Here is an 18,619-nt window from a genome sequence, read left to right as displayed (position 1 = left end):
GTCCACCGCGTGAAGCGTGAACAAGACATCCACAAGGGCCTCTGCGTGTGCTCGGTGCGCGCTAAACTGGTCGGTACCCGGCCCACGAAGGCGTCCATGAAAGCCACCGTCCTGCTTGATCCTGCCCGCCTCGACCGCCCCGACACGGACGTGCGAAAGGAACCGTTTCCGTTCCTGATCGCCCACGGCCAGCTGCCGGAAGATGCGCGCAATGACCTGGATCGCGACTTTCCCCGCTACAGCAGCGCCGGCTTTTTTCCCTACGATCCGGTCGATTGCGGCCCGTCGATCAACGCCCTGGTGGCCGACCTCACCGCGCCGGCCTTCGCCAGTGCGATCGGCGAGCGGCTGGGCATTCCGAATCTGGGTGAGTACCCCACGCTGGTAACGCTGTGCCGCTACCTCAACAAGCGCCACGGCACGATCCACACGGACAGCAAGTCCAAGGTCGCCACCGCCCTGCTCTACCTCAATCGGCAGTGGACGGATACCAGCAATGGTTGCCTGCGCTTCCTGCGCCGCATCGACGATATCGACGACCTGGTGGCCCCCGAGCTGACGCCGCTGTACGGCGAGTTCGCGGTGTTCAAGCGTTGCGAGAACTCCTTCCACGGCCACTTGCCCTTCGAGGGCGAGCGCCGGGTCATCCAGGTCGCCTGGCTGACCAGCGAAGAAGAAAAACTGCGCAAGACCCGGCGCGGCAAGTTCTCGCGGGCCTTCAAGAAGCTGGTCGGTGCGCTGGACCGCCGTTTCGGCGCCGGGCGCGACCGCAGCGCCGCGCACCGGGGCTGATCCTTCAGGCCAGGTGCCAGACCACGAACGCGGCGAACACGCCGTAGAGCAGGCCCACCGGTACCAGCCAGCGCGCCTTCACATGCCCGCGCTGGAAGAGCCACCACAGATAACCGACCGCCACCGTGGTCAAGGTGCCCGCCACGATCAGCGGCAGGTCGAACAGCCACGGCGTGAAGAACAGTGCCAGCGAACTGGGAATGGTCGCCTGGATCATCATGGCGCCGGAGATGTTCGCCAGCGCCAGCCGCTCCTTGCCCTGGCGGACCCAGATCAGCGCATTGACCGTTTCCGGCAATTCGGTCGCCACCGGGCTGAGAACCAGCGCCACGACGTGTGCGGACAGGCCAAAGGCCAGCCCGATCACCTCGATCTGCGTCACGAAGATGCGCGATGCGATCGCGATCACCACCAGCGCGAGCCCACTCTGGGCGACCACGCGCCACATCGCCGGGTCGGCCGCGCGGGGTTGGAACTTCAGCGGTTCGAGCTCCTCCTCGTCAGCCGCCATGTCGCCGGCCTTGAGCTCGCGCCAGACGTACAGGCCGTAGGCGCCGATGAACAACACACCCAGCCACGGCTTCAGCGCGAACGCGACCAGGCCCAGTGCGCACTTGACCACGAAGATGGAAAGGAACCAGCGCTGGTCGCGCGCGAGCCGCGCGTGGTCGACCTTCACCACCGCATCGGGTCGTCGCAGTCGGTGTCGGTTACTCCACAGCGCGATGCCGACGACCGCATAAGCGATAGTCCCCAGCACGAGCGGCCCGCCCAGGGCGGCACCGACGCCGATACCCCGTTGCTCGGGCGTATGCCCGAATACCACCGCAATAAAGGTGACGGCACTCTCGGGCAATGCGGTGCCGAAGGCGGCGAGCACCGTACCGGTCGCCGTGGCGTCGAGTCGAAACTTGCGGCCCAACCATTCGATACCGTTGACGAAATACTCGCAGGCGGCATAGATCGCGCCGGCGGAGAGCAGGAACCACAAGGCGGTGAGCATCAACACATGATCCGGCCGGGCGAGCGGAAAACCGATGGCGCGACGATGCGGCCCGCCCGGCAGGGGTTCGAGCGCATCGTGGCCAAAGGTCTCGCCGGGCACGCGCCTCGCCGGGCTCCGGCGGTGCGGCCATCCACGCCATGGAGCGTTGGCTCCAAGTCTGTTGACGCGGATTCCTCGGGGAACGAAGGCGCAGGACCTTCGGGGGTGAGGATGGCTACTCCCCAATGACAACGGGCGAGATGGTAGCGGCGAGGCGCAAGCGGGACAAGCAGCGCCGATGCAGGGCTGCGCACCACGCCAGGCCCGCATGGCATGGTGGGCTGAAGCCCGCCCTGCGGATCAGCCGTCCAATCGGGCAGCCAGCAGTGCCTCGAGGTCGTAGGCGCCGGGCGGCTGCCCGTGCAGCCAGTGAGCCGCCTCGATCGCACCGCGCGCGAAGATGCTGCGATCGGTCGCGCGGTGGGTCAGCTCCACACGCTCGCCGGCGCCGATGAGCATGGCGGTGTGTTCCCCCACGATGTCGCCGCCGCGCACCACGGCGAAGCCGATACTCCCAACGCGGCGCATCCCCTCGCGCGGGCCGGTGACGCCATCCTGCGCAAGCGTTGTGCCGCGTGCCGCCGCGGCGGCCTCGCCGAGCGACAGCGCGGTGCCCGAGGGCGCGTCCGTCTTGCGAAGGTGGTGCGCCTCGACGATCTCCAGATCCCATTGAGGCAAGGCCGCGGCGGCCTGACGGAGCAACCGGGTGAGTACGGCCACGCCGAGGCTGAAATTGCTCGCATGGATCAGCGGGATGCGCGCGGCCGCTTGCTCCACGCGCGCCTTGAGCGCGGCGTCGATCCCGGTGGTGCCGCTGACCAGCGCCACGCCGTGGGCGGTGCAGTAATCCAGCGCGGAGGCCAGCCCAGCTGGGCCACTGAAGTCGATTACCGCGTCCAGCCGATCCTGTGGCCACTCCGCCTGGAAGCAGGGCGAGGCGCGGTCGTGCCAGGCGCGGTCGCCCAGTTGCAGCATGCCCGGCCCGGTGAGTGCGCCGGTGACCTCGAAGCGGGCGTCGTCATGCAATAGATCGAGCAATACGCGTCCCATGCGGCCGGTGGCGCCGTTGACGGCGAGGCGTAGCGGTCGGGTCATCGCGTGGTTCCCTGCGTACTGGAACGCGTAGCGTAACCGGGAGGGAAAGGATGCGCATTCGCCATGCTTTGCCTCTCTCCCCACGGGGAAAGGTGCCGGGCCTGCGACAGGACTGGCCCGAGCCAAGGCCGCAGCCCTTGCCCACCAAGAGCCACTGCTGTCTTCGAAGGACAAACTCCCCTCTAGCTCTGCCCCTCACCCCAACCCTCTCCCAGAGGGGCGAGGGTTGGGGTGAGGGGCAGGCACTCGTGCATGGCTTTACGAGGTGACGCGGGAGAGGAAGTCCTTGACCCCGTCGACCCAGCTCTTGGCGCGCGGTGTATGGGCGTCGGCGTCGCCTCCGCTGAAGGTGGCCTCGAGCTGCTCCAGCAGCTCGCGCTGCTCGCGGGTCAGGCGTACGGGGGTTTCCACCATGACACGGCAGATCAGGTCGCCTACGCGACCGGAGCGGACCGATTTCACGCCGCGCCCGCGCAGGCGGAACGTCTGGCCGGTCTGGGTTTCCGGCGGGATCGACACCGGTACTTCCCCTTCCAGCGTGGGGACCTTGAGCTCGGCGCCCAACGCCGCTTGCGAAAAGCGGATCGGCACTTCGCAGTGCAGATCGTTGCCGTCGCGCTGGAAGATCGCGTGTTCCCGTACACGCACGTCCACGTATAGGTCGCCCGCCTCGGCACCGGCCGGACCGGCTTCGCCCTGGCCCGAGAGCCGGATACGGTCGCCGTTGTCCACGCCGGCCGGAATGTGCACCGACAGCGTGCGCCGCTCCTCCAGCAGGCCTTCGCCGCGGCAGGCCTTGCAGGGCTTCTCGATCGTCTGGCCGCTGCCGCCGCAATGCGGGCACGCCTGCTGGATCGAGAAGATACCGTTCTGCATGCGCACGCGGCCGTGGCCGTGGCAGGTCTTGCATTGGGTGGTCTTGCCGTCGGCCGAGCCACTGCCGTTGCAATGGTGGCAATTGACCTGGGTCGGGATCTCGATCGTCTTCTCGACGCCGAAGACCGCTTCTTCCAGATCCAGCTCCATCACGTAGCGCAGGTCCGCGCCGCGGCGCGGCCGGCCGCGACCACCACCGCCCATGCCGAAGATGTCGCCGAAAATGTCCCCGAAGATGTCGCCCATGTCGCCGAAGCCACCGCGGCCACCCATGCCGCCCTCGAAGGCGGCGTGGCCGTGCTGGTCGTACATGGCACGCTTCTGCGTGTCGGAGAGGACCTCGTAGGCCTCCTTGGCCTCCTTGAACTTCTCCTGCGCGGTGGGATCGTCCGGGCAGCGGTCCGGGTGGTACTTCATCGCCAGGCGGCGGAAGGATTTCTTCAGCTCGACCTCGGTAACGGTGCGCTCGACGCCGAGCACCTCGTAGTAATCACGCTTTCCCGTTGCTGCACTCATGACTTCAACCACACCCCTGATCCAGATCTGGCCGCCCGATCAACAGACAGCCCGCGCGACATGATAGCCGGCGCGGGCTGTCTCATCGGCTCGGTCGCGTTCCCTCGATTACTTCTTCTCGTCCTTGACCTCGGTGAACTCGGCATCGACCACGTCGTCGGGCTGGGCCGAGCCGCCGCCCGGTGCGGCCTGCGGGCCGGCCTCCGCGCCGCCGCCCTGGGCCGCGGCGTAGAGCGCCTGCGCGGCCTGCTCGAGCTTCTCCATCTTGGCCTCGATCTGCGCCTTGTCGTCGCCGTCCTTGACCTTCTCAAGCTCGGACAGCGCTTCCTCGATCGAGCCGATCTGCCCGCCGACCTTGCCGCCGTGCTCCTTCAGCGCACTGCGGGTGGCGTGCACCAGTTGGTCGGCCTTGTTGCGGGTGGCGACGAGCTCGTGGAACTTCTTGTCCTCTTCCTTGTTCGCCTCGGCGTCGGCGACCATCCGCTGGATCTCCTCCTCGGACAGGCCCGAGCCGGCCTTGATCTCGATCTTCTGTTCCTTGCCGGTCTTCTTGTCCTTGGCCGACACGTGCAGGATGCCATTGGCGTCGATGTCGAAGGTGACCTCGATCTGCGGCATGCCGCGCGGCGCCGGGTCGATGCCGGACAAGTCGAAGCGGCCCAGCGACTTGTTCGCGCTGGCGCGCTCGCGCTCACCCTGCAGCACGTGCACGGTCACTGCAGTCTGGTTGTCATCGGCGGTCGAGAAGGTCTGCGCGGCCTTGGTCGGCACGGTGGTGTTCTTCTCGATCAGCTTGGTCATCACGCCACCCATCGTCTCGATGCCGAGCGACAGCGGAGTGACGTCCAGCAGCAGCACGTCCTTGACCGAGCCACCCAGCACGCCGCCCTGGATCGCCGCGCCCACGGCGACGGCCTCGTCCGGGTTGACGTCCTTGCGCGGCTCCTTGCCGAAGAAGTCCTTGACCGACTCCTGCACCTTGGGCATGCGGGTCTGGCCACCGACCAGGATCACCTCGTTGATGTCGGATACGCGCAGGCCGGCGTCGTTGAGCGCGATGCGGCACGGCTCGATGGTGCGCTTGACCAGGTCTTCCACCAGCGCCTCCAGCTTGGCGCGGGTCAGCTTGATGTTCAGGTGCTTCGGACCGGAGGCATCGGCCGTCACGTACGGCAGGTTCACCTCGGTCTGGTGCGCGGAGGAGAGCTCGATCTTGGCGCGCTCGGCCGCGTCCTTCAGGCGCTGCAGCGCCAGCGGGTCCTTGCGCAGGTCGATGCCCTGGTCCTTCTGGAACTCGTCGACCAGGTAGTCGATGACGCGCTTGTCGAAGTCCTCGCCGCCGAGGAAGGTGTCGCCATTGGTGGCCAGCACCTCGAACTGCTTCTCGCCGTCGACTTCGGCGATCTCGATGATCGACACGTCGAACGTACCGCCGCCGAGGTCGTACACCGCGATCTTGCGGTCGCCGCCCTTCTTGTCCAGCCCATAGGCCAGCGCGGCCGCGGTCGGCTCGTTGATGATGCGCTTGACCTCAAGACCCGCGATGCGGCCGGCGTCCTTGGTCGCCTGGCGCTGGCTGTCGTTGAAGTAGGCCGGCACCGTGATCACCGCCTCGGTCACCGGCTCGCCGAGATAGTCCTCGGCGGTCTTCTTCATCTTCATCAGCACCTTCGCGGAGATCTCCTGCGGCGCCATCTTCTTGCCGTCGGAGGTCTGCACCCAGGCGTCACCGTTCTCGTGGGCAACGATGCCGTAAGGCACGATGTGCAGGTCCTTCTGGACCTCGGCGTCGGTGAACTTGCGGCCGATCAGGCGCTTGACCGCATAGAAGGTGTTCTTGGGGTTGGTCACGCTCTGGCGCTTGGCCGGTGCGCCGACCAGCACCTCGTTGTCCTTGCTGAAGGCGACGATGGACGGCGTGGTGCGATCGCCCTCGGCGTTCTCGATCACCTTCGCGCTGCTGCCATCCATCACGGCGACGCAGGAATTGGTGGTACCCAGGTCGATGCCGATGATCTTGCCCATAGTGTCTAGCTCCAATGCTTTCTAGGCGGCCCCCGCGGCCGCGATGGTTTTCCAGATGGTGGCCCGCGCCCGGCGATTCAATGCCGCGGGGCCGCATGTGTGTTCAGCGAGTGATGCGTCAGTCTCTGGCGACGGCGACCAGCGCCGGACGAAGCAGCCGGTCGTTGAGCACGTAACCCTTCTGCAGCACGTTCACCACGGTGCCGGGCGACTTGCCGGGCGCCTCGACCATGCTCACGGCGTGGTGGCGTTCCGGGTCGAGCGGCTGGTCGACCGGATCGACCTGCACCAGGCCGTGGCTCTCGGCCACCTTCAGCAGCGCCTTCAGGGTCAGCGCCAGGCCTTCGCGCACGGCAGCCGCGTCGCCGCTTTCGATCGCCAGGCCGCGCTCCAGGCTGTCGTAGACCGGCAGCAACTCGTTCAGCAGCTTCTCGTTGGCGAAGCGGCGCGCCTGTTCCAGGTCGCGATGCAGGCGTCGGCGCTGGTTCTCCAGCTCTGCGTGTTCGCGCAGCACCGATTCGCGCAACTCCGCGTTGCTCGCCTCAAGCTCGGCGATCCGTGCCTGCAGGGCGTCGGCCCCTTGCGCTTCCGGGGAGCCGGGTTCCTGCACCTGGTCCGGCGTCTGCTCGTTGTTCTGCATGCGTTACTCCCAAAGACAAGTCCGGACCGGCACCTCCGTGCCGGCCGCCAAAAAAACGCGGGAAACCCGCCCTCCGGGGGCGGTTATAGGGACGTCGCGGCGCGATTCAAGGCGTCGCTGAGCAATCCGGCGGTCGCCTGCACCACCGGGATCACCCGGTCGTAGGCCATGCGGGTGGGTCCGATCACGCCGACCGCGCCCAGCATGCGGCCCTGCACGCCGTAGCTGGCGGTCACCACGCTGCACCCGTCGAGCGCCGCGAAACCCGATTCCTCGCCGATGAACAGGCGCACGCCCGGCGCCCGGGCGCACACCTCCATCAGTTGGAGCAGTTCATTCTTCTTCTGGAAGGCCTCGAACAGCTCGCGCAGCCGGTCCAAGTCGGCCAGCTCGGCGTAGCCCATGAGGTTGGTCTGCCCACTGACCAGGACGTCATCCCCACCGCCCTGCGGCGCGAAAGAGGCCGCCGCGAGCTCTGTCGCACTGGCGACCAGGCGGTTGAGTTCGCTGCCCGCCTCGCGCAACTCACGCAGTAGATGGCTGCGGATGTCGTCCACGCGAAGTCCGGCGAAGTGCGTGTTGAGGTAGTTGGCTGCCTGCTCCAGCTCGCGGCTGTCCAGCGGTTTGGCCAGCTGCACGATGCGGTTCTGCACCTGGTTGTCGGAGAACACCAGGATCACCAGCACGCGTGCGTCCGGCAGCGGCACGAAGTCGATGTGGCGCAGCGGAAAATCGCCCTGGCGCGGCACCGTCACCACGCCGGCAAAGTGGGTCATCGCCGAAAGCAGCGTGGATACGTTGCCCAGCAGGTCGCGCGTGGTCGTGGGACCGGGCGGCAGCTCGCGCTTGAGCCGCGCCATGTCCTCGCGCGGCAGCGGTTGCAACTCGATCAGACTGTCGACGAACAGGCGAAGCCCCCTTGGCGTGGGCACGCGTCCGGCCGAAGTATGGGGTGAAGCGACCAGACCCGCTTCCTCCAGGTCCGCCATGATGTTGCGGATCGTCGCCGGGCTCACGTCCAGGCCCGAAGAGCGGGACAGCGTGCGCGACCCCACCGGCTCGCCATCGGCCAGGTACTGCGCGATCAGGGTGCGCAGCAGGCGGCGGGCGCGGGCGTCGAGGTCGTGGGGTCGGGTCATGCGCTGTGGCAAACGGTGAGACGGAACAGAAATAAGGTGTCGCCGCCGAGTTTGCAAGAACGCCGGCCGCGGCGGTAGCCGCGCCGCGCGCCCATTCTGCCCGTACAATTCCACGCCATGCTTACTTCCCTGTATGTCCGCCATTTCGCCGTCGTCGAAGAGGCCGAAGTCACCTTCGGCCCGGGCCTGACCGTGGTCAGCGGCGAAACCGGCGCCGGCAAGTCGCTGCTGGTCGACGCGCTGATGCTGCTGGCCGGCGCGCGCGCCGACAGCGGGATGGTGCGCGAAGGCTTCGATCGCGCCGAACTTATTGCGGAATTCGACCTCTCCGCCCTGCCCGAAGCCCGCGCCTGGCTGGCGCGGGAGGAACTGGACGACGAAGGGGCCTGCCAGCTGCGCCGCGTGGTCCGCGCCGAGGGCAGCTCGCGCGCCTGGATCAACGGCCGCCCGGCCAACGCCAGCCAGCTCGGCGAACTGGCCACGCTGCTGGTGGAGATCCATGGCCAGCACGAACACCAGGCACTGCTCTCGCGCAGCCACCAGTTGGACCTGCTGGACGCCTACGCCGGGAACGAGGAACAGGTCGTGCAGGTGCGCGCGCTGGCCACGCAGTGGCGGGAGCTGGGCGCGCGAATCCGCAAGCTCAGCGGTGGCGACGACCGCGAGCAGCGGCTGGAACTGCTGCGTCACGAAGCGGACGATCTCGAACGCTGGGCATTGCCGCCGGCGGAGCTGGCCGAACTCGAGGCGAGCCACAAACGCCTGGCCAACGCCGGCCGGCTGGCCGAGGGCGCCTCGGGCGTGGTCGAACTGCTCGATGGCGACAGCGAATTCGCGCTGCGCCGCGCGCTCGGACGCGCGCACGGCGAGCTGGGCAAGCTGGCTGCACTCGATCCGCGCCTCGCGCCGCTGCTGGAACTACTCGACAATGCCGAGATCCAGCTCGGCGAAGCGTCCGACGGACTCTCGCGCTACGCCCAGGACGTCGACCTCGACCCCGAACGCTACGCCGAGGTGGACACGCACCTCACCCGGCTGCATGAACTGGCGCGCCGCCACCGTCTGCCGGTCGCCGAGCTGCACGAACGGCTTGGCGCGCTGCAGACGGAGCTGGCCGAACTGGAAGGCGCCGGCGACGCGCTCGAGCGGCTCGCCGCCGAGCGCGCGCGACTGGAGCGCGATTACGCCAAGGCCGCCGATGCCCTGGGCCTCGCCCGCCGCACGGCGGCCGCGCGCCTGGGCGAGGAAGTCAGCGCATTGATGGGCGAACTGGGCATGGCGGGCGGCCGGCTGGTCGTCGAACTCGAGCCGGTCGACGGCGACGAACCCGACGCGCAGGGTCGCGATCGCTGCGAGCTGCTGGTCAGCGCCAATCCCGGCCAACCGCCGCGCGCATTGCGCAAGGTCGCTTCCGGCGGCGAGCTGGCGCGCATCAGCCTGGCCATCGAGGTGGCCACGCTGGGCAAGGACACGATCGGCTGCATGGTGTTCGACGAGGTCGATACCGGCATCGGCGGGGCGGTGGCCGAAGTGGTCGGGCAGAAGCTGCGGGCGCTCGGCGGCGAGCGACAGGTGCTGTGCGTCACCCACCTGCCGCAGGTCGCCGCCCAGGGGCACGCGCACCTGCGTGTGAGCAAGCACAGCGACGGCGACACTACCCGCACCCAGATCGAGAAGCTGGATGCCGCCGGGCGCCGCGACGAACTGGCGCGGATGCTGGGTGGCGTGGAGATTTCGCGCGAAACACGCGCCCACGCCAGGCAGATGCTGGAACGCGCGCAAAGCGCCTGAGAGCGCCAAGCCCCTGCAGGAGAGCGCTTGCGGGCGATGCTCTCGCGCGACCAGGTCGAAGAGCCTCGCCCGCAAGCGGGCTCCTGCAACAACGCGCTAATTCTTCCGCTCGGACAAAAGACCGCGCTCGCTGGCCATGCGGTAAAGATCCAGTTCCGAGCCCGCGCCGAGTTTGCCCATCAGGCTGGCGCGGTGGATGTAGATCGTCTTCTGCCCCACTCCGAGTGCAGCGGCCACCTGCTTGGGCGCCTTGCCGGCCGCGAGCAGCAGGAATACCTCGCGCTCACGCGCGGTCAGCCGGTTGACCGGATCGAGCGCCTCGCTGGGCCGCTCGGCACGGCGCTGGCGCAGGTCCGAACTCAGGAACGTCTCGCCCTGCATCACCTGGCGCAGGCCCGCCACCAGTTCTTCCGGCGCGGCGCCCTTGGTGACGTAGCCACTGGCGCCACGGCGCAGCGCTTCGGAAACGTAAGGCTCGCCGTCATGCATGCTCAGCACCACGATATGCGTATCCGGGGCCAAGCTGTGCAGATGCTCGATGAGCGGCAGGCCGCTGCCGTCGGGAAGCGAGAGATCCAGCGCGACCAGGTCGGGCCGGCGCTGGTTGATCGCGTCCACCGCGTCGTCGGCGCACCGGCATTCGGCAATCACCTCCAGGTCCGGCTCCAGCTCGATGAGCCGTTTGAACCCCTCGCGGACGATGGCGTGGTCGTCGACCAGAACGATGCTGTACATGCTGCCCCGCTGACTCTCCGTTTTCGGGCGGTGTGCCGCGATGCGGCTCGACCGCTTCGGACGCCCCCGCGTCCGGCCCTATCCTTCCGAGTCTATAAGACTCCGGCCGCCCCTGCCCGAACGCGCGCCGCGCGCTGGACAGGCGACAGTCGCATGTACCATCGCCGGCATGCGATCGAAGCCCCTTTCCCTGCCTGACTCCGGCCCGCTGCTGGGCGTCATCTACGTGCTGCTGTGGCTGGCGCTGCTGCCTACGCAGCAGCCGTACTGGATGCTGCCTTTCGGCCTGCGCTTCGCTGCGTTGCTTATCGTGCCGACGCGGCAGTGGTTCTGGCCGTTGGGGTTGGAACTGGCCGCGACGGTCATCCTGGACCTGCGTTCCGGCCTACCGATGGGCTGGGAGACCTTCGTCATCGGCGATCTGCCCGAACCGCTGGTCATGGCGATCGGCCTGTGGCTGCTGCGCCGGGTCAACCTGCACGCCAGCCTGCGCGACCCGGAAGAGGCCACTCGTCTGCTGCTTTCGGCCGTGCTCGTGGTCGTCGCAGTGGCGGCGACCGATGCCGTGCTGCTGGCCCTCCTTCACCAAAGCGCGGCCCCCGCGGCGATGGTGCGCGCACTCGGCCGCGAGCTGCTGGGCAATTACCTGGGCGTGCTGCTGGTGGCGCCGCTGTCGATCATGCTGCTGCGCGCACGGCCGAACCGGAAGATGGTGGCCAGCCTGGTGATGGACGGGTTGCTGGTGATGCTGCCGGCGATGGCCTTGCTGCTGATGCTTTCCGAGCATGCCGCGCCCCAGCCCGAATTCGCCCGTGTGTTGTCGCTGGCGCCGGTATTGTTCTTCGCCTTTCGCCATGGCTGGCGTGGCGCGACATTGGCGATGCTGATCTCGTGCCTGGGCATGACCGCAGTCGACCATCAGCCTGGTCATGCACAAAGCGCGGCCGGCTATCTGTTCCTGGCCGTTGCCGGCACTGGCGCCCTGATGCTCGGTGCGGCGACCGACGCCCTGCGCCGCAGCAGTGAACGGGTGGCCGAGCAGAACGTCTACCTGGGCGCGGTCAACCGCCGGCTGGACCAGCTCGCGCGCCAGTTGCGCGATGCAGCCAGAGGCAACCTGCAGGCGGAGGAAAACCAGCGTCGGCACATGGCCTCCGAACTGCACGACGAGCTGGGGCAGAACATCACCGCCATCCAGACCCACATGAAGCTGGCGCAGGTGCGGCTGCGCCAGGCCGGGCTGGATGACATCAGCGTCTCGATCAATACCATCCTCGGTTACATGCGCCGCGCCCTGCACCGCCTGCTGGACGACCTGCGCCCGGCCGTACTGGACGAGTTCGGCCTGATGCGCGCGCTGGACGAAGGCCCGATCCGCGACCTGCTGACCACCGCCGGCATCGTCTTCCACACCGACATGCGCGGCGATCCACGGTTGCTCGACGAGGACACTCGCATCGCGGTGTACCGACTGGTACAGGAAAGTGCCACCAACGCGGTCAAGCACGCCCAGGCCAGCGAATTCCGCTTGCGCCTGCGTATCGGCGAGCGTCACGGGGTGGTGCTGGCCCTGCTCGACATCCGCGACGATGGCGTGGGCCTGCCCAGCCGCCTGCCCCGCGGGGGCCGCGGCCTGCAAGGCATGCGCGACCGCGTCACCTCGCTGGGTGGCCTGTTCCGGCTGCGGCCCGACCGCCAGGGCGTCCACCTGCGGGTTTTGTTGCGGGGCAGCATGCCGAACCATGAACCCGGTCGACTGGCATAGGAATTTTTCCAATACCGCAGTCGTGAACAGCTCGTTAGCATCGGTCCATCGATGTGGGGGAGCCGCCATCGCAAGATGGCGTGCCGTGGTCACCGTGGGGACGGTGGCCACGAAGAACGGCAGGATGCCGTTCCGCCGGTACCAACGGCGCCACCCGGCCAGCGAGCAATTCGCACTGCCGAGGCGCTATGTGGTAACGGATCAGCCGTGGGTGGACAGGAGTCCTCCCGCGGCTTTTTTTTGCGCTCACCGCGGCGCTCTTGTAGGGGTCCGCTTGCGGGCGATGCTTTTCACCCGCCAAGGAGCATCGCCCGCAAGCGGGCTCCTACACGGGTTTCCGGGCTCAGCGGACCTTGTTCTTGGGCCGCACGTACAGCACCAGGCTGTGATCCTCCAGCACGTAGCCGTGCTTGGCGGCAATTTCCTTCTGCAGCCGCTCGATCTCCTCGCTGACGAACTCGATGACCTTGCCGCTGTCTACGTCGATCATGTGGTCGTGGTGCTTGCCGCGGTCGAGCTCGTAGACGGCCTGGCCGCCTTCGAAGTTGTGCTTGACCACGATGCCCGCGGCCTCGAACTGGGTGAGCACGCGATAGACCGTTGCCAGGCCGATGTCTTCCTGCTCGGCCAGCAGCTTCTTGTAGACGTCTTCGGCGGTGAGGTGCTGGACGCCCTCCTCCTCGAAGATCTGCAGGATCCGCATGCGCGGGTGGGTGACCTTCAGGCCGACCCGGCGCAGCTCTCTGGTTTCCTGTTCCATAGCAAGCTCCACGCACGGCGTACCAAGGCCGTTAGTGTATCATCGACACCTTCACGATCCGGACGCAAACACGCATGCACAAGCTGATTCGCACGCTCGGTTCCGCCATGCTGGCGCTCTCGCTGGTGGGCTGCGGACTGGTCTATGTTCCCGACGTGCAGCAGGGCAACTTCCTCGACAAGAAGGATGTCGATCAGCTCAAGCCGGGCATGACCAAGCACCAGGTACTCGTGCTGCTGGGCTCGCCTTCCGTGCATACCCCGTTCAACCAGAACCGCTGGGACTACGTGTCCACCCAGCAACACCGCGGCGGCAAGATCAAGATCCGCACGTTCACGCTGACCTTCAACAACGACACGCTGGTGCGCACTGACGGCGACTTCTTCGCGCAGGATCCGCAAAAGATGCTCGAGGACAGCAAGAAGTACCACGTCACCTACCCGGTCGACGAAACCCAGGGCGACAAGAGCACCGGCGGCACCGAAGACAGCGGCACCATGCCGCCGGATGACGGCACGCGCTGAGGTCAGCGGGCGCGGCGACGCCGCGCCTCCTTGGGATCGACCATCAGCACACGGTAGATTTCCACCCGGTCGCCGTCGCGCAACCGATGCTCTGGTGGCACGCGCCGGCCGAACACACCCACGCGCTGCAGATCGATCCGTACGCTTTCATCGCCCAGCTGCGCCGCTGCGATCGCATCGCCTACGGTCGAGCCCGAGGCCAGCACCAGCTGCCTGAGCAGCGTACGCTCAGGCAGCGCGAGCACCACTTCCACCGAGATCTCAGCCATACGCACGTCGGGCTTCGCGGCCGAAGTCGTCGACCATCTTGCTCGCCAGCGCCTGGAAGCCGAGCTTGATCGCCGTAGCGCCCAGACCCACATAGTCGAAGTCCAGCGCGAAAGCGATCTTGCAACCTTGCTCGCCGAGAGGGACGAATTCCCAGAGTCCATCCAGGCTGCGGAACGGCCCTTCCACCAGTTGCATGTGCAGGCGTCGTGGCGGTTCGGTGGTGTTGCGGGTGGTGAAGCTCTGCTTGAGGCCGGCATACCGTAGGTCCAGCCGCGCCACCAGTACGTCGCCCTCGCGCTCGAGCACCTGCGCATCGGCACACCAGGCGAAGCGCTTTGGGTATGCTTCCACGTCGTTGACCAGATCGAACATTTGCGCCGGCGTGTAATTGACCAGGGCGCTTCGTCGGATTTCGATCACGGCTACCTCTTCCATCATTCGGGTGCGACGGCTTCCGGCGCACCGCAAAGGCGCAAGTCTAGCGGACATGGCAAAAGCGAAGGACAAGGATAAACACGCTGGCGGGACGATCGCGCTCAACAAGCGCGCCCGCCACGAGTACCACATCGACCAGCGCTACGAGGCCGGCATCGCGCTGCAGGGCTGGGAGCTGAAGGCCCTGCGCGCCGGTCGGATCAATTTCGGCGACGGCTACGCGGTCGTGCTCAAGGGCGAGATCTTCCTGGTGGGCACGTCGATTCCGCCGCTCATCAGCGCTTCTACCCACGTCATCGCCGAGGACCGGCGCACGCGCAAGCTGCTGCTGCACAAGCAGGAGATCGACCAGCTGATCGGTGCGGTCGAGCGCAAGGGTTATACCCTGGTCCCGATCGCGATGTACTGGAAAGGAAACAAAGTGAAGGTCGAGATCGGCCTGGCCCGCGGCAAGCAGGCGCACGACAAGCGCGACGCGGAGAAGGAACGCGACTGGCAGCGCGAGAAACAGCGCACCATGCGCGCGCATAACCGCGAGGCCTGAACGGCCACCGGCGCGCGCATTGAAGCGCGACGTGCCGGCCCCATATACTTGTTCGACTGACCAGCTCAGATCTTCCCCGGGGGTGTCCTGGCTTCGACGGGGGTAGTGAGATGGCTTGGTGCATGCCGAGGGGGCAGCTTTCCTCGTAAATCCAGCCGCAAACTCATAGTTGCCAACGACGACAACTACGCTCTGGCCGCTTAAGGCCTAGCCCCGAACCCACTTGTGCCTGTGCTCGTGGATGTAGGGTCATTATCACGGGATCGCCCGAAGCTGCCGCCCGTCGGCTTAGGGTCAAATCAAGCGGGCTGGTCCTTCGATGCGCTTCGCACATCGTGCTGTCGCGGGACGAGATCCAACGGTGAGCTAAGCATGTAGTACCGGGCGTCAAGCGCCTTCGGACGCGGGTTCGACTCCCGCCACCTCCACCAATACGGCATCCACGCGATGCCAGACCAGCCGGCACCGACGCGCAAGCGCGGTGCCGGTTTTCTTTGGGTGGTTCAGGGACGCGCCAGCGCGCGACGCACGCTCTCGGCCAGGCTCGCGCTGTCGTAGGGCTTGCAGAGGATCGCGGCGCGCGGTCGCCCTTCACGGCTTTCCAGTTCCGTATCGCCGGTGGCGAAGACCAACCCTATGTCCGGCTGCAACTGGCGTGCGCGTTCGGCAAGTTCGGTACCCGACATGCCCGGCAATCCCACGTCGGTCACCAGCACGTCAATCGGTCGTTCGCGCAGCTGCACCACCGCGTCCGGCCCGTACTCGGCCTCCAGGACCTCGTAACCCATTTCCCGTAGCATGTCGGCGGCGTCCATGCGGATGAGTGCATCATCCTCGACCAGCAGAACCGTCAATGCGTCTGGCGGACCTGAATTCGCGTCCGCTCGCCTTGGCTCGTGCGCAGCCGAAGAGGCAGCGTCGTAGCGGCCCGTGGCATCTGAAATGTGCGGATTGGACATGGGTGCGAATCGTCGTTGGTGCCCGGAGCGGGGGTCGAACCCGCATACCCGCGAGGGTGAGGGATTTTAAGTCCCACGGAAGGTGTCCACAATCGTCCTTTCTCGTCCGCATGACATCAGGCAACCGTTGATGGGGTTGAATTGAACGTACATGGTAGTCCTCCGCCGTCCCGTACAATCTCCGTTCGCGTAGGGACTGTGTAGGGACTGGGGCGGACTAGCCCCATCTGACGTCGGGGTTACATTTCCATGGGTATCACTGTACGGGGGTTGGACACGCTAAAGCCGGGCAAGTGGCTAAGCGAGGGCGGACACAAGAATGAAGGAGCATTGCGCGCCAAGGGCGGGCCGCATGGCGCACGCTTCTACTTCCGCTACCGGAACATAGAGGGTCATTACGATGACTTGCCGATGGGAAGATTCCACCGTGACGGCAAGCATGGCATCACGCTGGAAGAAGCAAGGGAGCGGGCCAAGCAGCTCCGTACCCGCTACCTGTCCGGCGCTCGCGATCTGCGGGCGGCCCTCCTGGCTGAGGAGCGCGAACATCAGCTTGAGGAAGAGGCACAGGCCAAGGCGGCAGCCGCCGACGCAGCCAAAAAGCGAGCAACATTAGGTGCGCTCCTGCTGGCCTACATGGCCCAGTTGAAGCGAGACGGGAAGACTAGCGCTACCAGTGTCGAAACCGCGCTGGAACGCCACGTCGCCGTACCGTGGCCGGCACTCTGGCACACACCCGCCGAGAACGTCGGCCTCGTTGATCTTTTGCCAGTGATTGCGCGCCTTGCCAATGCCAACAAGTTGCGTGAAGCGGCCAAGCTCCGAAGCTACATACACGCGGCGTATGCGGCAGGAATTCGCGCGCGGCAGGATGCCCGTGGCCTACCCGCGCTGCGAGATCTCCATATCTCGCACAATCCTGCACGCGACCTGACAACGATCGAGGGGGCGACCAAGTCCCGCGAGCGCGTGCTATCAGTGGCAGAGCTTCGTGCGTACTGGAAGCGGGTATGCGCCCTGCCCGACCCTCCCGGCGCACTGCTACGGTTCCACGTGCTCACCGGTGGGCAGCGGGTCAAGCAGCTCTGTCGGCTTACTATGGATGACTACGATGTCGACACCCAGAGCGTGCGCCTCAGGGACATAAAAGGTCGAAGGAAGACAGCTCGCGATCACGACGTACCCCTGACTCCGGCTGCGCTCGATGCGATGGAGGCGATGGGCCATGCACTGGGACCGCATCTATTTACCCTCACTAAGGGCGCAACGTCGGCTAGCTACGAATCGATGCGCGATCATCTGGTTGCCGTCCGCGACGAGATGACTGCGGCCGGTGAACTAGAAAAAGGTCCGTTCACGGTCGGCGATCTACGCCGCACCGTCGAGACACGACTCGCTGCCGCGGGCCTGCAGCCGGGTGACCTGGCGCAACTGCAGAGCCACGGACTTGGTGGGGTGCAAGCACGCCACTACAACAAGCACAAGTACATGGAAGAGAAGCGCGCTGCACTGGAAGCACTGCACAGGTTGCTGGAGGGCGAGCACCACCGACTAAGGCGACCATCCCGCGTGAAGGCCTAACTCTCCAACCACTGAGCACGCGGAGTTAACCGACGCTACCGGACGGACTACGTTGAACAGCGGTATACAGCGGTGGATTGACCCAAGCAGCCCACTACGCGTACGCTGAACCTGCCAGCGGCGCTGGTAGGCCAAGCCAGGTCTAGAGAGGCAAGAAGCCTTCATGAGCAGAAGTACGCAAGTCGGTTTGATTGCGTCGCGCCGGTTTTTGCCCGGCACTTTTGTTATGGATGCTTCCCTCTATGACCAAGATCAAGAATGTTCCTGACGCTGTCCCCCTCGACGACGAAGGTGTTTTTTACCTCTCCATCGTCTACGCGTGGAGGGATATTTTCCCGCCCGCGCTCCGCGAATTTGCCCGGCTCAAGTCGTTTCATCTGAACCATCACATTTGGTCAGAGCAGCTGCCGCCTTATGGCCTGTTGGCCAGCGCTTACCTCGGCTTCGCGCCGCTGCCGACTAGCTACGGCCGCTTTATCACCCACGCAGAACGGGTGAACAAGCTGGAGCCGCACGCTGATTCCCAGGCTTTCAGGAAGGACGCTGTCGCACGCGAGAACAGTGCCGCGAGTGAGTATGGAATAAGCCGTGGCGAGCTCAAGCGTCTGCTTCAGTACGTAGATGCGATGGCGGCGAAGTTTGGCTTCGAGTCGTACGACGCCGTCTTTAACTGCAAGGATGAGATCCTTCGCGACCCCAGCCCGTTCGCCCCTGCAGACCGTGAAACGTTCGCAGAAGGCCCTCTGCACCTCTGGGATTTCGCAAAAGCGGTCAGTGAGCACGAGCTCACCAACATGGCCTTCGACACGTACGACGGCTGGGTCCTCTTTGTCCACCACCAGAACGGTGCGGTCTCTGGACACGCAATTCATCCACGGGCTCATCGCTTCGGCGGCTTCTCCCTGAATCCGCTGGTCGATTTCGTTGAGATCCAACTGCGCGGGGACGCCCTTTCGCCGATCCTCACGGTGCCTAAGACCGTGCAGGAGGCAACTAGCGCACTCGCCAACCGCTATTTTCCCGATCTGCCTTTCGAGTTCATGCCCCCGCCCATGGTTAGCGGTCGCACCGTGCACCGGGCAAGGATGGTCCGCCCCGACCTCCGCCGCTGCTGGACGGAGGCATGA

General features: G+C 66.2%; 18 protein-coding genes, 1 other RNA gene and 1 riboswitch. Of the genes, 8 read left to right on the top strand and 11 right to left on the bottom strand.

From position 1 onward, the window contains the following. Nucleotides 1–96 precede the first annotated feature (96 nt). A complete protein-coding gene (locus ACFWZ3_RS05600) occupies nt 97–792 on the top strand; it encodes a 2OG-Fe(II) oxygenase (protein WP_439706762.1) in 696 nt (231 codons plus the stop codon). Between the two features lie 4 nt (nt 793–796). On the opposite strand, the gene ACFWZ3_RS05595 is transcribed toward ACFWZ3_RS05600, so the two are convergent. The 6 genes from ACFWZ3_RS05595 to hrcA all read right to left on the bottom strand — a co-directional run bounded on the left by ACFWZ3_RS05595 (nt 797) and on the right by hrcA (nt 8,128). Continuing rightward, entirely contained in the window at nt 797–1,897 is a 1,101-nt protein-coding gene (locus ACFWZ3_RS05595) for a sodium:calcium antiporter (protein WP_439706761.1), read from the bottom strand. Next, nucleotides 1,892–2,033: riboswitch (yybP-ykoY riboswitch) on the bottom strand. It overlaps the preceding gene by 6 nt. 104 nt (nt 2,034–2,137) lie before the next feature. Next, on the bottom strand, nt 2,138–2,932 hold the full coding sequence (gene dapB, locus ACFWZ3_RS05590) for a 4-hydroxy-tetrahydrodipicolinate reductase (RefSeq protein ID WP_439706760.1): 795 nt from the start codon (nt 2,930–2,932) through the stop codon (nt 2,138–2,140). A gap of 258 nt (nt 2,933–3,190) precedes the next feature. After that, a complete protein-coding gene (dnaJ, locus tag ACFWZ3_RS05585) occupies nt 3,191–4,324 on the bottom strand; it encodes a molecular chaperone DnaJ (RefSeq protein ID WP_439706759.1) in 1,134 nt (377 codons plus the stop codon). Between the two features lie 108 nt (nt 4,325–4,432). Then, nucleotides 4,433–6,349: a molecular chaperone DnaK gene (gene dnaK / locus ACFWZ3_RS05580; protein ID WP_439706758.1), complete on the bottom strand. Its 1,917-nt coding sequence runs from the start codon at nt 6,347–6,349 to the stop codon at nt 4,433–4,435. A gap of 118 nt (nt 6,350–6,467) precedes the next feature. After that, entirely contained in the window at nt 6,468–6,989 is a 522-nt protein-coding gene (gene grpE, locus ACFWZ3_RS05575; RefSeq protein ID WP_439706757.1) for a nucleotide exchange factor GrpE, read from the bottom strand. 83 nt (nt 6,990–7,072) lie between these two features. Beyond that, the gene (gene hrcA / locus ACFWZ3_RS05570; protein ID WP_439706756.1) at nt 7,073–8,128 is read right to left on the bottom strand and encodes a heat-inducible transcriptional repressor HrcA; all 1,056 of its coding nucleotides are present in this window, start codon (nt 8,126–8,128) and stop codon (nt 7,073–7,075) included. A 117-nt stretch (nt 8,129–8,245) separates the two neighbouring features. On the opposite strand from hrcA, the gene recN reads away from it, so the two are divergent. Further along, nucleotides 8,246–9,919, top strand: a complete 1,674-nt coding sequence (gene recN, locus ACFWZ3_RS05565; protein WP_439706755.1) for a DNA repair protein RecN — start codon at nt 8,246–8,248, stop codon at nt 9,917–9,919. A 96-nt stretch (nt 9,920–10,015) separates the two neighbouring features. Here recN and ACFWZ3_RS05560 read toward each other — a convergent pair whose 3' ends face one another. Beyond that, nucleotides 10,016–10,654: a response regulator transcription factor gene (locus ACFWZ3_RS05560; protein WP_209622913.1), complete on the bottom strand. Its 639-nt coding sequence runs from the start codon at nt 10,652–10,654 to the stop codon at nt 10,016–10,018. 169 nt (nt 10,655–10,823) lie between these two features. Here ACFWZ3_RS05560 and ACFWZ3_RS05555 point away from each other — a divergent pair, with 169 nt between their 5' ends. Further along, entirely contained in the window at nt 10,824–12,419 is a 1,596-nt protein-coding gene (locus ACFWZ3_RS05555) for an MASE1 domain-containing sensor histidine kinase (protein WP_439706754.1), read from the top strand. Between the two features lie 343 nt (nt 12,420–12,762). Here ACFWZ3_RS05555 and fur read toward each other — a convergent pair whose 3' ends face one another. Continuing rightward, nucleotides 12,763–13,179 carry a ferric iron uptake transcriptional regulator gene (gene fur, locus ACFWZ3_RS05550; RefSeq protein WP_439706753.1) on the bottom strand — a complete coding sequence of 139 codons (417 nt, stop codon included), beginning with the start codon at nt 13,177–13,179 and terminating at the stop codon, nt 12,763–12,765. A gap of 74 nt (nt 13,180–13,253) precedes the next feature. On the opposite strand from fur, the gene ACFWZ3_RS05545 reads away from it, so the two are divergent. Then, on the top strand, nt 13,254–13,703 hold the full coding sequence (locus ACFWZ3_RS05545) for an outer membrane protein assembly factor BamE (protein WP_439706752.1): 450 nt from the start codon (nt 13,254–13,256) through the stop codon (nt 13,701–13,703). Nucleotides 13,704–13,705: 2 nt separating this feature from the next. Here the strand turns inward: ACFWZ3_RS05545 and ACFWZ3_RS05540 are convergent, their stop codons facing one another. Next, nucleotides 13,706–13,972 carry an RnfH family protein gene (locus ACFWZ3_RS05540; RefSeq protein ID WP_439706751.1) on the bottom strand — a complete coding sequence of 89 codons (267 nt, stop codon included), beginning with the start codon at nt 13,970–13,972 and terminating at the stop codon, nt 13,706–13,708. Continuing rightward, a complete protein-coding gene (locus tag ACFWZ3_RS05535; protein ID WP_439706750.1) occupies nt 13,965–14,393 on the bottom strand; it encodes a type II toxin-antitoxin system RatA family toxin in 429 nt (142 codons plus the stop codon). The genes ACFWZ3_RS05540 and ACFWZ3_RS05535 overlap by 8 nt, the downstream gene beginning before the upstream one ends. Before the next feature lie 67 nt (nt 14,394–14,460). On the opposite strand from ACFWZ3_RS05535, the gene smpB reads away from it, so the two are divergent. Together smpB and ssrA are read left to right on the top strand one after the other, a co-directional pair. After that, on the top strand, nt 14,461–14,952 hold the full coding sequence (smpB, locus tag ACFWZ3_RS05530) for an SsrA-binding protein SmpB (RefSeq protein ID WP_091336452.1): 492 nt from the start codon (nt 14,461–14,463) through the stop codon (nt 14,950–14,952). A 78-nt stretch (nt 14,953–15,030) separates the two neighbouring features. Continuing rightward, nucleotides 15,031–15,383, top strand: a transfer-messenger RNA (tmRNA) gene (gene ssrA, locus ACFWZ3_RS05525). A gap of 72 nt (nt 15,384–15,455) precedes the next feature. Here the strand turns inward: ssrA and ACFWZ3_RS05520 are convergent. Continuing rightward, entirely contained in the window at nt 15,456–15,806 is a 351-nt protein-coding gene (locus ACFWZ3_RS05520; RefSeq protein WP_439706749.1) for a response regulator, read from the bottom strand. A 354-nt stretch (nt 15,807–16,160) separates the two neighbouring features. Here ACFWZ3_RS05520 and ACFWZ3_RS05515 point away from each other — a divergent pair, with 354 nt between their 5' ends. Together ACFWZ3_RS05515 and ACFWZ3_RS05510 are read left to right on the top strand one after the other, a co-directional pair. Then, nucleotides 16,161–17,492, top strand: a complete 1,332-nt coding sequence (locus tag ACFWZ3_RS05515) for a tyrosine-type recombinase/integrase (protein ID WP_267172805.1) — start codon at nt 16,161–16,163, stop codon at nt 17,490–17,492. 242 nt (nt 17,493–17,734) lie between these two features. Next, nucleotides 17,735–18,619: a hypothetical protein gene (locus tag ACFWZ3_RS05510; protein ID WP_267172804.1), complete on the top strand. Its 885-nt coding sequence runs from the start codon at nt 17,735–17,737 to the stop codon at nt 18,617–18,619.

The sequence above is a fragment of the Frateuria sp. GZRR35 genome (assembly GCF_051900415.1).
Lineage (GTDB): Bacteria > Pseudomonadota > Gammaproteobacteria > Xanthomonadales > Rhodanobacteraceae > Frateuria_A.
This window is presented reverse-complemented; position numbering and strand designations above follow the sequence as displayed.

What these genes read in the sequence shown, in the direction of transcription:
- hrcA (WP_439706756.1), bottom strand. Translation starts at nt 8,128, where the DNA reads ATGACCCGACCCCACGACCTCGACGCCCGCGCCCGCCGCCTGCTGCGC.
- ACFWZ3_RS05560 (WP_209622913.1), bottom strand. Translation starts at nt 10,654, where the DNA reads ATGTACAGCATCGTTCTGGTCGACGACCACGCCATCGTCCGCGAGGGG.
- smpB (WP_091336452.1), top strand. Translation starts at nt 14,461, where the DNA reads ATGGCAAAAGCGAAGGACAAGGATAAACACGCTGGCGGGACGATCGCG.
- dnaK (WP_439706758.1), bottom strand. Translation starts at nt 6,349, where the DNA reads ATGGGCAAGATCATCGGCATCGACCTGGGTACCACCAATTCCTGCGTC.
- ACFWZ3_RS05545 (WP_439706752.1), top strand. Translation starts at nt 13,254, where the DNA reads ATGCACAAGCTGATTCGCACGCTCGGTTCCGCCATGCTGGCGCTCTCG.
- ACFWZ3_RS05510 (WP_267172804.1), top strand. Translation starts at nt 17,735, where the DNA reads ATGACCAAGATCAAGAATGTTCCTGACGCTGTCCCCCTCGACGACGAA.
- ACFWZ3_RS05600 (WP_439706762.1), top strand. Translation starts at nt 97, where the DNA reads ATGAAAGCCACCGTCCTGCTTGATCCTGCCCGCCTCGACCGCCCCGAC.
- ACFWZ3_RS05540 (WP_439706751.1), bottom strand. Translation starts at nt 13,972, where the DNA reads ATGGCTGAGATCTCGGTGGAAGTGGTGCTCGCGCTGCCTGAGCGTACG.
- dapB (WP_439706760.1), bottom strand. Translation starts at nt 2,932, where the DNA reads ATGACCCGACCGCTACGCCTCGCCGTCAACGGCGCCACCGGCCGCATG.
- grpE (WP_439706757.1), bottom strand. Translation starts at nt 6,989, where the DNA reads ATGCAGAACAACGAGCAGACGCCGGACCAGGTGCAGGAACCCGGCTCC.
- ACFWZ3_RS05515 (WP_267172805.1), top strand. Translation starts at nt 16,161, where the DNA reads ATGGGTATCACTGTACGGGGGTTGGACACGCTAAAGCCGGGCAAGTGG.
- ACFWZ3_RS05555 (WP_439706754.1), top strand. Translation starts at nt 10,824, where the DNA reads ATGCGATCGAAGCCCCTTTCCCTGCCTGACTCCGGCCCGCTGCTGGGC.
- recN (WP_439706755.1), top strand. Translation starts at nt 8,246, where the DNA reads ATGCTTACTTCCCTGTATGTCCGCCATTTCGCCGTCGTCGAAGAGGCC.
- dnaJ (WP_439706759.1), bottom strand. Translation starts at nt 4,324, where the DNA reads ATGAGTGCAGCAACGGGAAAGCGTGATTACTACGAGGTGCTCGGCGTC.
- fur (WP_439706753.1), bottom strand. Translation starts at nt 13,179, where the DNA reads ATGGAACAGGAAACCAGAGAGCTGCGCCGGGTCGGCCTGAAGGTCACC.